This window comes from Martelella lutilitoris, from assembly GCF_005924265.1.
GTDB lineage: Bacteria > Pseudomonadota > Alphaproteobacteria > Rhizobiales > Rhizobiaceae > Martelella > Martelella lutilitoris.
Genome location: NZ_VCLB01000006.1, coordinates 210,732 through 223,303, shown reverse-complemented (window position 1 = coordinate 223,303; position 12,572 = coordinate 210,732). Strand labels below are relative to the sequence as shown.

The 12,572-nt window shown below is 64.2% G+C and carries 12 protein-coding genes; 4 read left to right on the top strand and 8 right to left on the bottom strand.

All coding sequences use genetic code 11. The annotated features are described in order from the left end of the window. Nucleotides 1-100 precede the first annotated feature (100 nt). Complete coding sequence (locus FF124_RS12180) at nt 101-1,225, top strand: ROK family transcriptional regulator (protein ID WP_187326911.1); 1,125 nt, start codon at nt 101-103, stop codon at nt 1,223-1,225. A 107-nt stretch (nt 1,226-1,332) separates the two neighbouring features. On the opposite strand, the gene FF124_RS12175 is transcribed toward FF124_RS12180, so the two are convergent. From FF124_RS12175 to FF124_RS12165, 3 genes are read right to left on the bottom strand one after another with little or no spacing between them, the layout of a single operon-like run. Next, entirely contained in the window at nt 1,333-2,508 is a 1,176-nt protein-coding gene (locus FF124_RS12175) for an acetyl-CoA C-acetyltransferase (RefSeq protein ID WP_138748765.1), read from the bottom strand. Next, the gene (locus FF124_RS12170) at nt 2,505-3,164 is read right to left on the bottom strand and encodes a 3-oxoacid CoA-transferase subunit B (protein WP_138748764.1); all 660 of its coding nucleotides are present in this window, start codon (nt 3,162-3,164) and stop codon (nt 2,505-2,507) included. Before FF124_RS12170 ends, FF124_RS12175 begins: the two co-directional genes overlap by 4 nt. A gap of 1 nt (nt 3,165) precedes the next feature. After that, nucleotides 3,166-3,879 carry a CoA transferase subunit A gene (locus FF124_RS12165; RefSeq protein ID WP_138748763.1) on the bottom strand — a complete coding sequence of 238 codons (714 nt, stop codon included), beginning with the start codon at nt 3,877-3,879 and terminating at the stop codon, nt 3,166-3,168. Nucleotides 3,880-3,961: 82 nt separating this feature from the next. Between FF124_RS12165 and FF124_RS12160 the strand changes: the two genes are divergently transcribed. Both FF124_RS12160 and FF124_RS12155 read left to right on the top strand, forming a co-directional pair. After that, on the top strand, nt 3,962-4,543 hold the full coding sequence (locus tag FF124_RS12160; protein WP_138748762.1) for a helix-turn-helix transcriptional regulator: 582 nt from the start codon (nt 3,962-3,964) through the stop codon (nt 4,541-4,543). A gap of 61 nt (nt 4,544-4,604) precedes the next feature. Further along, complete coding sequence (locus FF124_RS12155) at nt 4,605-5,534, top strand: LysR family transcriptional regulator (protein ID WP_138748761.1); 930 nt, start codon at nt 4,605-4,607, stop codon at nt 5,532-5,534. A 10-nt stretch (nt 5,535-5,544) separates the two neighbouring features. Here FF124_RS12155 and FF124_RS12150 read toward each other — a convergent pair whose 3' ends face one another. Genes FF124_RS12150 through FF124_RS12130 form a run of 5 tightly spaced genes read right to left on the bottom strand, consistent with a single transcriptional unit; the run spans nt 5,545 to nt 12,129 of the window. After that, nucleotides 5,545-6,891 carry a lyase family protein gene (locus tag FF124_RS12150; protein WP_138748760.1) on the bottom strand — a complete coding sequence of 449 codons (1,347 nt, stop codon included), beginning with the start codon at nt 6,889-6,891 and terminating at the stop codon, nt 5,545-5,547. Next, entirely contained in the window at nt 6,888-8,717 is a 1,830-nt protein-coding gene (locus FF124_RS12145; RefSeq protein WP_138748759.1) for a dipeptide ABC transporter ATP-binding protein, read from the bottom strand. The genes FF124_RS12150 and FF124_RS12145 overlap by 4 nt, the downstream gene beginning before the upstream one ends. After that, nucleotides 8,717-9,631 (bottom strand): ABC transporter permease, encoded by a 915-nt coding sequence (locus FF124_RS12140; protein WP_138748758.1) that lies wholly within the window; start codon nt 9,629-9,631, stop codon nt 8,717-8,719. The genes FF124_RS12145 and FF124_RS12140 overlap by 1 nt, the downstream gene beginning before the upstream one ends. Continuing rightward, a complete protein-coding gene (locus FF124_RS12135; RefSeq protein ID WP_138748757.1) occupies nt 9,628-10,545 on the bottom strand; it encodes an ABC transporter permease in 918 nt (305 codons plus the stop codon). The genes FF124_RS12140 and FF124_RS12135 overlap by 4 nt, the downstream gene beginning before the upstream one ends. Before the next feature lie 54 nt (nt 10,546-10,599). Continuing rightward, entirely contained in the window at nt 10,600-12,129 is a 1,530-nt protein-coding gene (locus FF124_RS12130) for an ABC transporter substrate-binding protein (RefSeq protein ID WP_138748756.1), read from the bottom strand. Nucleotides 12,130-12,353: 224 nt separating this feature from the next. Between FF124_RS12130 and FF124_RS20565 the strand changes: the two genes are divergently transcribed. Continuing rightward, nucleotides 12,354-12,497 carry a hypothetical protein gene (locus FF124_RS20565; RefSeq protein WP_187326910.1) on the top strand — a complete coding sequence of 48 codons (144 nt, stop codon included), beginning with the start codon at nt 12,354-12,356 and terminating at the stop codon, nt 12,495-12,497. Nucleotides 12,498-12,572 lie beyond the last annotated feature (75 nt).

The window sequence follows — 12,572 nt, the reverse complement described above, 5'->3', positions numbered from 1 at the left end:
GCGCACAAACATGCTCAAAGGCATCAGGCGGCAGGCAAGGGGGTGACGCGCGGCAATGACGGCCGGTGAGCATTTCAGCGACGGTTTGGGAGAAGGGTCGGTGTTCGACATCGGGCGCAGCGGCGCGCTGGTGCTGGATGCCGTTCGTCGCGGCGGCTCGGTTGCCCGCTCGGATCTCACCGAACGCACGCCGCTGTCCCAGCAAAGCGTGCACCGTCTTGCCGAAGATCTTCTGGAAAAGGGTTTTCTCAGGCTGGAAGCGCCGAAGATTGCCGGGCGCGGCAAGCCGAGCCCGCGGCTTGCGCTTGAGCCTCAAGGGGCCTGCGGGATTGGTATTGCCATCGATACGGAAGAGGTCCGCGTCGCCGTTACAAATATCACCGGCGATATCCTCCATCTTGCGACCCTCAATGTCGATCCGAACGATCCTGAACGCGTGCGCGAGGAGACCGCGGATTGCGTGTCGGAGATCATCGCGGGGCTGGGGCTCGACCTGCGCAGGATCGCGGGCGTCGGCATCTCGATGCAGGGCTACCGGCGCAAACCCGGTCTTGCCTTCGTGCCGCCGCCTAAGATTGCCGCCTGGCGCGATCGCGATGTCGCCGAGATATTCGACGGCGCTTTCGCGTTTCCCATGATGGCGGAAAACAACGCAACGCTTGGCGCGGAGGCCGAGAACTGGGTCGGCGCGGGGCGGCGTTTTGACAATTTCGCCTATCTGTCAATCAATCTCGGTTTTGGCGGCGGCGTGGTCATCAACGGCGCGCCCTATCTCGGCCACCATATGAATGCGGCGGAAATCTCCTCGATCTATACGCCGGAGGAGCAGGAGCGCCGCCCGGCGCTCCGCACGCTGATTGCCATGTTGCGCGAAGAGGGGCGCGACATCGGATCGGTTACAGCGCTGAAACAGCGATACGACCCGTCCTGGCCGGAAATAGACCGGTGGATCGAGCGGGTGACGCCCGCGCTTGACCAGATGCTCAGAGCGATGACCGGCATTCTCGATCCGGCCGCCATCGTCTTTGGCGGCGAGGCGCCGCGTGATCTGAGGGTGCGTCTGGCGCGCGCGGCAAGCCCGCGCACGGTCGACGAGATCAACCTGCCGTTTCCGGGGCCAGAACTGCTGATCAGCGAGATCGAGACCGATCCGAACGTTCTGGGCGCCGCGCTCCTGCCGATCCGCAAGCGCCTGTTCAGCGCGACGCCCGGATTTCAGGCGTGAACGCCTAGCGCATCGGCTCGAAAATCGGAATCGATTTTCGAAAAGAACGATGCGTAGATTCAATAAGTTAGAGCGTCCTTTGTGCGTCCTAAAGGACGCACGGCGCTCTAGCCCCGCTCGACGCAGAGCGCGACGCCCATGCCGCCGCCGATGCAGAGCGTCGCAAGGCCTTTGCGGGCATCGCGGCGCTTCATTTCGTGCAGCAATGTTACGAGGATACGCGCGCCGGAGGCGCCGATCGGGTGGCCGATGGCAATCGCCCCGCCATTGACGTTGACCTTTTCCGGGTCGAAGCCGAGCCCGTCATTGACGGCGCAGGCCTGGGCGGCGAAGGCTTCGTTGGCTTCGACAAGATCGAGGTCGCCGACGGACCAGCCGGCCTTTTCCAGCGCCTTGCGCGAGGCCGGGATCGGGCCGGTGCCCATGATGGAAGGGTCGACGCCGGCGGTTGCCCAGGAGGCGATCCGGGCAAGCGGCGTCAGTCCTCGCCGGGCGGCTTCATCCGCATGCATCAGGACAAGCGCGGCTGCCCCGTCATTGAGGCCCGAGGCGTTGCCCGCCGTCACAGTGCCGTCCTTGTCGAAGGCCGGTCGAAGGGCGGCCAGCGTCTCGGCGCTGGCATCGGGGCGGATCTGCTCGTCGGTATCGACGATGGTTTCGCTTCTGCGCGATTTCACGGCAAAGGGCACGATCTCCTCGGCAAACCGCCCGGCCTCGCGCGCGGCGGTCGCCTTGCGATGGCTGGAAAGCGCGAATTCATCCTGGCGGGCGCGGTCGATGCCGCATTGCCGGGCAATGTTTTCAGCGGTAATGCCCATATGCATGCCGCCGAAGGCATCGGTCAGGCCGTCGCCGACCATGGTGTCGACGAGGCTCGCCGTGCCCATCTTGTGGCCGGAGCGCAGATGCGCGCAGTGGGGCGAGAGCGACATGGATTCCTGTCCGCCGGCCACCACGATGCGGGCATCGCCCATGGCGATCTGCTGCATCCCGAGCGCCACGCTGCGCAGGCCCGACCCGCAGACCTGATTGATCAGAAAGGCCGTGGCGCTGTCGGGAATGCCGGCGGAAATGGCTGCCTGGCGGGCCGGGTTCTGCCCGGCGCCCGCCGTCAACACCTGGCCGAGGATGACTTCATCCACTTCGTCAGGGCTCACGGCAGCGCGCTCAATCGCTGCGGCGATCGCCGTGCTGCCGAGCTGATGGGCGGGCACAGCGGCGAAGGACTTCATGAAGGCGCCGACGGCCGTGCGCGCGGCGGAAACAATGACGACGTCGCTCATTTGCCGCTCTCCCGATCAAGGCCGACCTCGAAGCGCGCTTCTGTCTTGGCGGTGATCTCGTCGACCGTGACGCCATCGGCCAGTTCGGTCAGAACCATCTTCACCGGTCCCTGCCGCGCAATGGTGAAGACGCCGAGATCGGTGATCACCATGTCGGCCACACGCGTGCCGGTCAGCGGCAGGGTGCATTCGCGCAGGAGCTTCGGTGAACCCTTCGCCTCATGCTCCATCACCACGACGACGCGTTTGACGCCGGCGACGAGGTCCATCGCCCCGCCCATGCCCTTGACCATCTTGCCCGGGATCATCCAGTTGGCGAGATCGCCGTTTTCGGCAACCTGCATGGCGCCGAGGATCGACAGGTCGATGTGGCCGCCGCGGATCATGGCGAAGCTCTCCGACGAGGAGAAGAAGCTTGTCTGGGGCAGGGCCGTCACCGTCTGCTTGCCGGCATTGATCAGGTCGGCATCCTCTTCGCCTTCATAGGGAAAAGGACCCATGCCCATCATGCCGTTTTCGCTCTGCAGGCGGACGTCCATGTCGTCAGGAATGAAATTGGCGACAAGCGTGGGAATGCCGATGCCGAGATTGACATAGAAGCCGTCTTCAAGTTCGCGGGCGGCGCGGGCCGCCATCTGGTCACGTGTCCAGGCCATGTCACGCCTCCTCCGACTTGCGTTCGCGCACGGTTCGCTTCTCGATGTGCTTCACCGGATCCGGCACATGGACGATGCGCGAGACGAAGATGCCGGGCGTGTGGATATGATCGGGATCGATCTCGCCGGGGGCAACCAGGTGTTCGACTTCGGCGACCGTCAACCGGGCGGCCGTCGCCATGTCCGGATTGAAGTTGCGCGCGGTCTTGCGATAGACGAGATTGCCCTCATGATCGCCCTTATAGGCGTGGACGAGGGCGATATCGGCGAAAAGGCCGGTCTCCATCACATAATCCTCGCCGCCAAAGCTGCGCACTTCCTTGCCCTCGGCGATCATCGTGCCGACGCCGGTCTTGGTGAAGAAGGCCGGAATGCCGGCGCCGCCGGCGCGGATGCGTTCGGCGAGCGTGCCCTGCGGGTTGAATTCGAGTTCCAGCTCGCCGCCGAGATATTGTTCGGCAAACAGCTTGTTCTCGCCCACATAGGACGAGATCATCTTCCTGATCTGTCGCGTTTCCAGAAGTCGGCCGAGGCCGATCCCGTCGACGCCGGCATTGTTGGAGATGACCGTCAGGTCGCGGGCGCCCGATTCCAGCACCGCGTCGATCAGCGCTTCGGGAATGCCGCAGAGGCCGAAGCCGCCCGACATGATCACCATGCCATCCCGCAACTGTCCGGCAAGCGCCTCGGCCGCCGATTGATAGACTTTCCGCATTGCCTCCTCCCAGAGAAATTGCAATTTGTCAGAAGCAGAATAAGGCTTGCGACCGGTCGTGACCGAGTCGTATTTATACGACATGAACACTGCCCACGCCGCTTTCACCCTGTCCGAGCTTCCGGTGCCGCTGGTCTTTGCCACGCATCGCGTGATCCGCGACTGCAATGGCGAATTCGCGGCGCTGTTCGGCTATCAGCGCGATGCCTTGATCAACAAGAGCTTCGCGCGGCTCTACCCGGCGATCGATGATTTCGTACGCACCGGCGAGATGTGGCGGGACAACCTGCCGGGCGGCGCGGTCTATTACGACGAACGGATCATGGCCGCGACCGACGGACGGCGCTTCTGGTGCCGGGTGCGGGGGCGTTCGCACAATACCCGCGATCCCTTTGCCGCTGCCGTCTATTGTTTCGAACCGATCGCGCGGCCGGTTTCGGCGGCCAATACGGGGCTGACCGGAAGGCAGCGGCAAATCCTGACGCTTGTGGCCCAGGGCAAGACCAATGCCGCGATCGCCGAGGAGCTTGGACTTTCGCGCCGGACCATCGAGATGCACCGCCTGCGCATGACGCGGGCGCTGGGCCTTGCCAACACCGCCGAGCTGATCGCCTGGTTCCTCAACGGCCCGCCGGACGAGGGGCAGCGCCGCATCGACAATTGACGAAAGTCGACCTACCCTGCCGATCGTTGCGCATTCCGCAATTTTCTCGGGGGAGTATTTAATGAACCTGCGCGGCCTCAGGCTCTTGCACCTGATCGTTCTCACCGGCTCGCTTTCGGAAGCCGCGGCACGGCTCAATCTGTCACCATCGGCGGCCAGCCGGCTGTTGTCGCAGCTCGAGGACCAGCTTTCGCTGACGCTGTTTTCGCGCTCGCGCCGCAATCTCGAACTGACGGAGGATGGCGCCGAATTCTACCAGCAGATCGCCAACACGCTGACCGGTATTGACGAGATCGCCACCGTCGCCCGCGACATCAAGACCCGCAAGCGCAACTGGCTGTCGGTGGTCACCGCGCCGCCGCTTGCCAATGCGCTGGTGGTGCCGGCCATTGCCGCCATGCGCGAAGCGGGCCATGAGTTCCAGTGCACGGTTCACGTCGAAAGCCGCTTTGCCATCGAGAGCAAGGTCGCCGCGCGCGGCTATAATCTCGGCGTCATCTCGCTGCCGGTCGAAAACGCGATCATCCCGCTCGACATCATGCCGATCCTGAAGGCGAGGCTCTGCGTTCTCATGCCGGAGAACCACGCGCTTGCCCGCCATCGGGAAATCACGCCGGCCATGCTGGAGGGTGCGCCCTTCGTCACGCTGGCGCCCGGCCAGCGCTGGCGCAGTCGGCTCGACGAGGTGATGGGCGGCTCCGGTCTCCGGGTCGACACGGCGGTCGAGACCGGCTCGACCATCGTGACGGTGGAAATGGTGCGGATGGGCCTTGGCGTGACGCTGATCGACCCCGTCTGCGCCCCGGCGCTGACCACGAAGGGCCTGGTACTGCGCCCGCTTGCCGGCGATCACTGGATTACCTATGCGAGCCTGCACGCAAAGGGGCCGCGCTCGCAATTGTCGGAGGTCTTTCTCGACGCGTTGAGCCAGCATGTGGAGGTCCAGCGCGCCGAACGTCCGGAGATTGCCGATCTTTTCTACCTGATCTGACAGCCGCCGCTCAATTCGTCTCCCCGTCCAGTTTTCCCGCAAGATCGCGGGCCATGACGGCCGCCTTCAGCGCGATGTCGCGGCTGTCGCCGCAATAGGCCGCCGGCATCAGCGCCGCGCGGATTTCCTCGGCGGGGAGGTATTTCGAGATCGTGTCGTTGTTCAGCAGTTCCTCCGCCCGCGTTGCGCCGCCGGCGGATGCTTCGGCCAGAACATGATGGACGAGATCATGGGCGGATGCCCGTCCGGTCTTCGGCGCCAGCCGCATCATCAGGTTCTCGGTCGCGATCACGCCGCCGGAGAGTTCTGCATTGCGCATCATCGCATCCGGGTTGACGCGAATGCGGTGAAGCGTATCGGCAAAGCCGCGCGTCATCCGCCAGGAAAGCGGCACGGCGCGGTCGAGCACGGATGAGAGCAATTGGTTGGTCGCGGCATCTCCCTCGTGACTGGAGCGCCCGGTTTCCATCGCGCTTGCCGCAAGGCCGCGCAGTTCCGCAGCCTCGGCCAGGACCCTGACGACGAATTTCGGATTGACCTTGTGCGGCATGGTGGATGAGCCGACCGTGCCGGCATCGAGCGTTTCAGAAAGCTCGCCGATCTCCTCGGTCATCAGCAGATAGGCCTCCGCCATGATGCGCTCCACGGTCATCGCCATCAGGCAGTGCTGCACGATATAGTCGGCGAAGATGTCGTTGATGGTTCGCCCCGGCACCAGCAGTTCGCGAAGGCCGAGTTTTTCCGCAAGACGACGGTTGAGCGCGCGCCCGTCCGGCCCGAAGGCGTGCATGGCGCCGACAGCGCCGCCGAAGGGCAGGGAGAACAGCCGCTTGCCGCCGTCATCCAGCCGTTCCACCGCCCGGCCCATCTCCTCGATCCACCCGGCAACCTTGAAGCCGAAGGTGATCGGCAGGGCGTGCTGGCGGTTGGTGCGTCCGGCCATGACCGTGCCGGCATGCTCTTCCGCAAGGGCCGCAAGCCTTCTCATCGCGCGTGCAATCTCTCCGCGAATGGCCCGATCCGCTTCGCGGATCAGGAGGATGCGGCCGGTCTGCATCACGTTCTGGGTGGTCGCCCCCCAATGCACGTAATCGCCCGCCTTGCCCGCAGCCTCGCCAAGAAGCCGCGTCAGCGACATGACCGGCGCCAGCGTCTTGCGTATATCCGCCTCCAACGCTGCGGCCCCGATGGTCTCGAGCTTTGCCGCTGTCCGGATATCGCGCGCAGCCCATTGCGGAATTGTGCCCATGTCGGCCTGCACTTCCGCCAGCGCCGCCTCGACATCGAGCCAGGATTGCCAGAGGGTCTCGCGGGCAAACAGCGTTTCCGGCGTCAGTGCCGTCCCGGTCTTGGTCATCGGGCCATCTCCGCTTCGGGGTCTGCCTCATGAAATTGCGGCGCGGCGGAAAGAAGCCGTGCCGTATAGTCGTTCTTCGGCGCGTGCAGCACGTCGGCGGCCCGGCCTTCCTCGACGATTTTTCCGTCGAGCATGACCGCGACCCGATCGGCCGCCTGATGAACGACCGCCATGTCGTGGGTGATCAGAAGCGTCGTCAGGTTCATCTCGGCGCGCAGATCGTCGAACAGGTTGAGGATCTGCGCCTGGACCGAAACGTCGAGCGCCGAGGTCGGTTCATCGCAGATCAGCGCCTCGGGTCTCGTCACCAGCGCGCGGGCGATGGCGACGCGCTGGCGCTGTCCGCCGGAAAGTTGCGAGGGATAGGCATGTAAGAGACGCTTCGGCAGGCGCACGAGGTCCATCACGTCGCGCACGGCGGCAAGGCGCGCCGCCGCATCGCCGTTGCCGGAAAGCTCCAGCGGCCGTGCGATGATCTCCGACAGGCGTCGGCGCGGATTGAGCGAGGAATACGGGTCCTGAAAGATCGGCTGGACGAAAGAGGCCCTTTCGATGTGGGACAGCTCGGAAATGGGGCGTCCGAGCATGGTCACGCGGCCGTCCGTCGGCTCGTTGAGGCCGAGCAGGATGCGCGCCAGCGTCGACTTGCCCGATCCGCTTTCGCCGATCAGCGCCAGCGTTTCGCCGCGCCGGACCGTCAACGATACGTTGTCGAGCGCTTTCAGCTCCCGTTTGGGACCGAATAGCCCCCGGCGCGACGTGTAGATCTGGGTAATCTCCTTCGCCTCGATGACAATATCGGTCTCGGCCTGTGGTCCCCTGGCAAGATGGGCGGGAAGCGCCTCGATGCGCGGTTCCGGCGGCGTCTCCAGGATGCAGCGATAGACATGATCCGCCATCGAGCTCTTTTCCGGCGGCCTCTTCTCGACGCACGTTTCGCGCCGGTGGGCGCAGCGCGGCGCGAAGATGCAGGCCTCCGGCCGTTCCATGATCGAGGGAACAATGCCGGGGATGGCGCCAAGCCTGCGCGGCGGCTGGTCAAGCCGCGGGATCGCCAGCAGCAGCGACTGCGTATAGGGGTGGGCGGGCGTTCTCAGCACATCCGCCGCCTTGCCCTGTTCGATCACCTCGCCGCCATACATGACGGCGACCTTGTCGGTGCGCTCGGCGACAACGGCGAGATCGTGCGAGATCAGGATCAGGCCCATGTTGAACTCGCGCCTGAGATCATCAAGCAGGTCGAGGATCTGCGCCTGGACCGTGACGTCGAGCGCCGTTGTCGGCTCGTCTGCGATCAAGAGTTCCGGCTCCAGCATCAGCGCCATGGCGATCATCACCCGCTGGCGCTGGCCGCCGGAAAGCTGGTGCGGGAACTGGCCCATGCGGCCGGAGGGATCGGGAATGCCGACGCGCTCGAGAAGCGCGATGGCGCGCTCGCGGGCCTTGCGCGCGGACAGCGCGCCGCGCATCACGGCTGCCTCGGTCATCTGCCGGCCGATCGTGTAGACCGGGTTCAGCGACGTCATCGGCTCCTGGAAGATCATCGCGATGCGGGTGCCGAGAATACCGGTGGCGAAGGCGGCATCGCTCAGCTCGCGAAGCTCCCGCCCGTCGAAATCCATGCGGTCCGCCGTGGCATTGGCGACGCGCGGCAGAAGCCGCATCAGGGCGAGCGCGGTCATCGATTTGCCGGATCCGCTTTCGCCGACAATGCCGAGCGACTGGCCGCGCTCGAGCGTCAGCGACACGTCGCGCAGGGCAAAGAGATTGCCGCCGGGAACGCCGAGAGTGACTTCGAGATTCTGGATATCGAGAAGCGCGGTCATCAGTTGCGGCCCTCCGGCGATGTGATGTCGCGCATGCCGTCGCCCATCAGGTTGGCGCCGATCACCAGCAGGAACAGGCAGATGCCCGGCAGCACCACCAGCCAGGGCCGGTAGAAGATCGCCTGCTTGCCCTCGGCGATCATCAGCCCCCAGGAGGGCGTCGGCGGCTGGATGCCGACGCCGAGGAAGGAGAGGCTCGATTCCGCCAGAATGGCGATGCCAAGCTCGAAGGTGAAGATGACGATGATCTGCGAGACGAGATTGGGCAGGATTTCGTGCCAGATGACCTGCCGGGGACTGGCGCCTGCGGATGCGGCGGCCGCGACGAAATCCAGGTTCTTGATCCGCTGCGTCGCCGCGCGGGTAACCACAAGATAATAGGTCCAGTGCAGCACGCCGATAATGCCGATAACCACCCAGATCGACGGGCCGATGATGAACACCAGCGCCATGGCGAGAAGCAGCGACGGCAGCGCGAGCTGGGCGGTGAGCACGAAGCTGATCGCGTGGTCGACCCATCCGCCGAAATAACCCGCCAGCACGCCAAGCGTGACGCCGATCAGAAGGCCGATGCTGGCGGCGCCGATGCCGATCGTGATCGAGATCCGCGTGCCGTAGATGAGACGGCTCAGATAGTCACGGCCGTTCTGGTCTGTGCCGAAGATGTGGTCCCAGGTCCCGCCCTCGTTCCACACCGGCGGCAGCATGCGTTGGCTGAGCGACTGGACGTAAGGATCGTGCGGGGCGATCAGCGGCGCGGCGATGGCAATCAGCGCGAGCACCACGATCAGGCCCGCGCCGATCAGGAATCCGGTGTGACCGAAGGCGCGCTGGCGCATGATCTGGCCGGGCGTCAGGCCCTCCGTTTCGGGACCGGTTTCCGCGGCCGAATAGGCAATATCCGTATCACTCATCCGATTCTGATCCTCGGGTCGAGCGCCGCATTGAGAATGTCGGCGAGAAGGTTCATGGCAACGAAGACGATGGCGAAGATGAAGATCAGCATCTGCACCGTCGGGATATCGGCGCCGAGGATCGATTCCAGCGCGAGACGGCCGAGGCCGTTGATGGCGAAGATGCTTTCGGTGATCACCGAGCCGCCGAATTTCTGGCCGAGCTGGACGGCGAGCACGGAGATCACCGGCAGAAGCGCGTTGCGCAGCGCATGGCGGTAGAGCAGGCTCCAGCCGCGATAGCCCTTGGAGCGGGCGGTGCGGATATAGTCCGCGCTCATCACGTCCAGAAGTCCGGTGCGCGTCAGCCGCATGACCGCCGGTACCGACGATGCGCCGAGGACGATCGCGGGCAGGACGAAATGCCGCCAGCTATCATCGCCGGAGACCGGGAACAGCGGGATCGTCACCGCGAAGATGATGATCATGATCAGCCCCAGCCAGAAATTCGGCACCGCCTGCGCGGAAACGGCGACGCCAAGCGCGAACCGGTCGATCCAGCTGTTGGGATTGAGCGCTGCCAGCGCGCCGAGCGGGATGGCGATGGCGATTGTGACGGCAAGCGCCGAAAAGGCCAGCGCCAGCGTCACGCCGGCGCGGCTTGCGACCAGTTCGGCAACCGGCTTGTGCCAGTAATAGCTCTCGCCGAAATCCCCGCGCAACACGCCGGCGAGCCATTCGAAGTAGCGGACCGGCAGGGGCTGATCGAGGCCGTAGCGGGCGCGGATCGCCTCGACGACCTCCTGCGTGGCGTCCTCGCCGGCAATCGCATGCGCCGGATCGGTGGCGAGGTTGAGCAGGAAAAAGGCGGCGAGCGATACGGCAAAGGCGACCGCCAGGGCCATGACGGCCCTCAGCCCGATATAACGCAGCATGTTGAAGATCCTCCATCCCCGGCGGCTGCTTCCTGCGGCCGCCGGTAGAAATTATCACTTCCAGCTTGAATTCTGGAGGCGCGGCAAGCCGTCCGGATCGAGCGGGAATTCAAGATCCGGCGAAACGAGGTAGTTGGCCGAATAGGTGAAGAGCGGCGCCCAGTACGCCTCGTCGGCGATTTTCCCCAGCGCCTCGCTGTAGAGTTCCTTGCGCTTTTCCTGGTCCACGGTCTGCTCGGCGGCCAGAACCGTTTCGGCCAGCGCCTCGTCGCCGGAAAGGTTGCGGTCGGTGTCCATGGAGAAATGGATGCGGGCGATGGCCGCCGTATCCGCCGTGCCGCCGGAGCCCCAGGTGCCGAAATAGGCGGGGATATTCTGGTCGGCGCGCGCCTGGTTGAGGCTTGCAAGCTTCACATAGCGCAGGTCGACGTCGATGCCTATGGCTTCAAGATCGGCTGCGATCGCTTCCGCCGCGGGCTTGTCGCGATAGGCCCAGATCTCGAGCGGAAACCCGTCCGGATAGCCGGCCTCGGCCAGAAGTTCCTTGGCCTTCTCCGGGTCGTAAGGGTAGTCCGTCACGTTCTGGTCGCAGCCGAACTGCGCCGGATGGCAGGCGGTGTGAATCGCCTCGGCCGAGCCACCGATCAGATATTTGGCCATGTCGCTCTTGTTCAGCGCATGGTTGATGGCCTGGCGCACCTTCGGCTTGGTCAGCGGTCCGTCGGGATCGGTCAGGCCGCCGGCGTCCAGCACAAGGAAGCCGATCCGCAGATCCGGTCCGCTCAAATGCTCCGCCATTGGCGTGGAGCCGAGGTTTTCGGCAAGCTCGAGCGGCACCTTGAACATCCAGTCGACGCCGCCGGACATCAGTTCGGCCTGTTGCGTGCCCATGTCCGGCAGGCTGCGCACGACGATCTTCTCGATTGCGGGTTTCTCGCCGAAATAGTCATCGAAGCGTTCCAGAACGAGTTCCTGGCCCGGCTCGAAGGAAACGACCTTGTAGGGTCCGGTGCCGATCAGGTCGCTTGCCATGGCGTCGCGGTCGATCACGCCGCCCTCGTCATAAGTGCCGGCCTTGCGCAGCATGATCCGCTGGGCCATATCGCGCAGGACAAGCGGATAAACCGACTTCAGGTGAAAGCGCACCGTATTCGGCCCCGTCACCTCGGCATTGTCGAGCCAGCGCCCGATCGTGCCGCTGGCATTGGATTCGCTTTCGGGATTGATGATCCAGTTATAGGTGTAGGCGACGTCTTCGGCCGTCAGGGTCGAACCGTCGTGGAATCTGACGTCATCGCGCAGGGTGATGTCGACTGTGGTGTCGTCGATGAAGTCATAGCCGGTCGCGACCGCCGGCTTGAACGCCTGGGTCGCCGGATCGAGATCGAACAGCGTGGAGTCGGTCAGCTGCGCGAGAATGATGTATTCGCGCTTGGTCGTGTAGTTGTAGTCGAGATTGAGGATTTCCTCGGCCATGGCGACGTTCAGCGTGTCGTCAGCCTTGCCGGCGAAAGCGGGCGCGGTGAAGGCGATGCTGGCCATCAGCCCCGCTGCAAAGAACGCGCTTTTCCTGAAAAATGTCATCTGTTCCTCCCTTTCGGCACCTCTCCTCAGTACCACGGGGATGATAGATCAGGATAACGGATGAGGATAATGCAAATAATGGTACTACTGTTGCGCGTTGTGCAAACGTTTGGGCGGACAGGCAGCTTCTCAGCGCATGGCTGCGATGAGGTCTTGTCCATGTTCGTACAAGCCGGCCGGGACTATGTTGCGTGCAAATGCAACCCAATCAAGGAGCAGACGTCATGACTTTCGGACGTAGCCACAACAAGGCCCCCCGCGCACACAATCCCCTTGTTCGTCTGGCCCACGGCATTCAAGACTTTTTCGAAACCTACCAGGATATCCAGCGCGAAGCCCGTCGCCGCTATCCCGACAGCTTCCGCTAAGGAATACTGGGTCGCCGCCCTATCCCTCAACCAAGGCGCGCGGCCTCGCCGCAGAAAATGATTTCGATCAAGGAA

Bases quoted from the DNA above. Each gene is read 5' to 3' on its own strand.
- FF124_RS12155 (WP_138748761.1), top strand. From the start codon at position 4,605: ATGAACCTGCGCGGCCTCAGGCTCTTGCACCTGATCGTTCTCACCGGC.
- FF124_RS20565 (WP_187326910.1), top strand. From the start codon at position 12,354: ATGACTTTCGGACGTAGCCACAACAAGGCCCCCCGCGCACACAATCCC.
- FF124_RS12165 (WP_138748763.1), bottom strand. From the start codon at position 3,879: ATGCGGAAAGTCTATCAATCGGCGGCCGAGGCGCTTGCCGGACAGTTG.
- FF124_RS12130 (WP_138748756.1), bottom strand. From the start codon at position 12,129: ATGACATTTTTCAGGAAAAGCGCGTTCTTTGCAGCGGGGCTGATGGCC.
- FF124_RS12170 (WP_138748764.1), bottom strand. From the start codon at position 3,164: ATGGCCTGGACACGTGACCAGATGGCGGCCCGCGCCGCCCGCGAACTT.
- FF124_RS12145 (WP_138748759.1), bottom strand. From the start codon at position 8,717: ATGACCGCGCTTCTCGATATCCAGAATCTCGAAGTCACTCTCGGCGTT.
- FF124_RS12150 (WP_138748760.1), bottom strand. From the start codon at position 6,891: ATGACCAAGACCGGGACGGCACTGACGCCGGAAACGCTGTTTGCCCGC.
- FF124_RS12140 (WP_138748758.1), bottom strand. From the start codon at position 9,631: ATGAGTGATACGGATATTGCCTATTCGGCCGCGGAAACCGGTCCCGAA.
- FF124_RS12160 (WP_138748762.1), top strand. From the start codon at position 3,962: ATGAACACTGCCCACGCCGCTTTCACCCTGTCCGAGCTTCCGGTGCCG.
- FF124_RS12135 (WP_138748757.1), bottom strand. From the start codon at position 10,545: ATGCTGCGTTATATCGGGCTGAGGGCCGTCATGGCCCTGGCGGTCGCC.
- FF124_RS12175 (WP_138748765.1), bottom strand. From the start codon at position 2,508: ATGAGCGACGTCGTCATTGTTTCCGCCGCGCGCACGGCCGTCGGCGCC.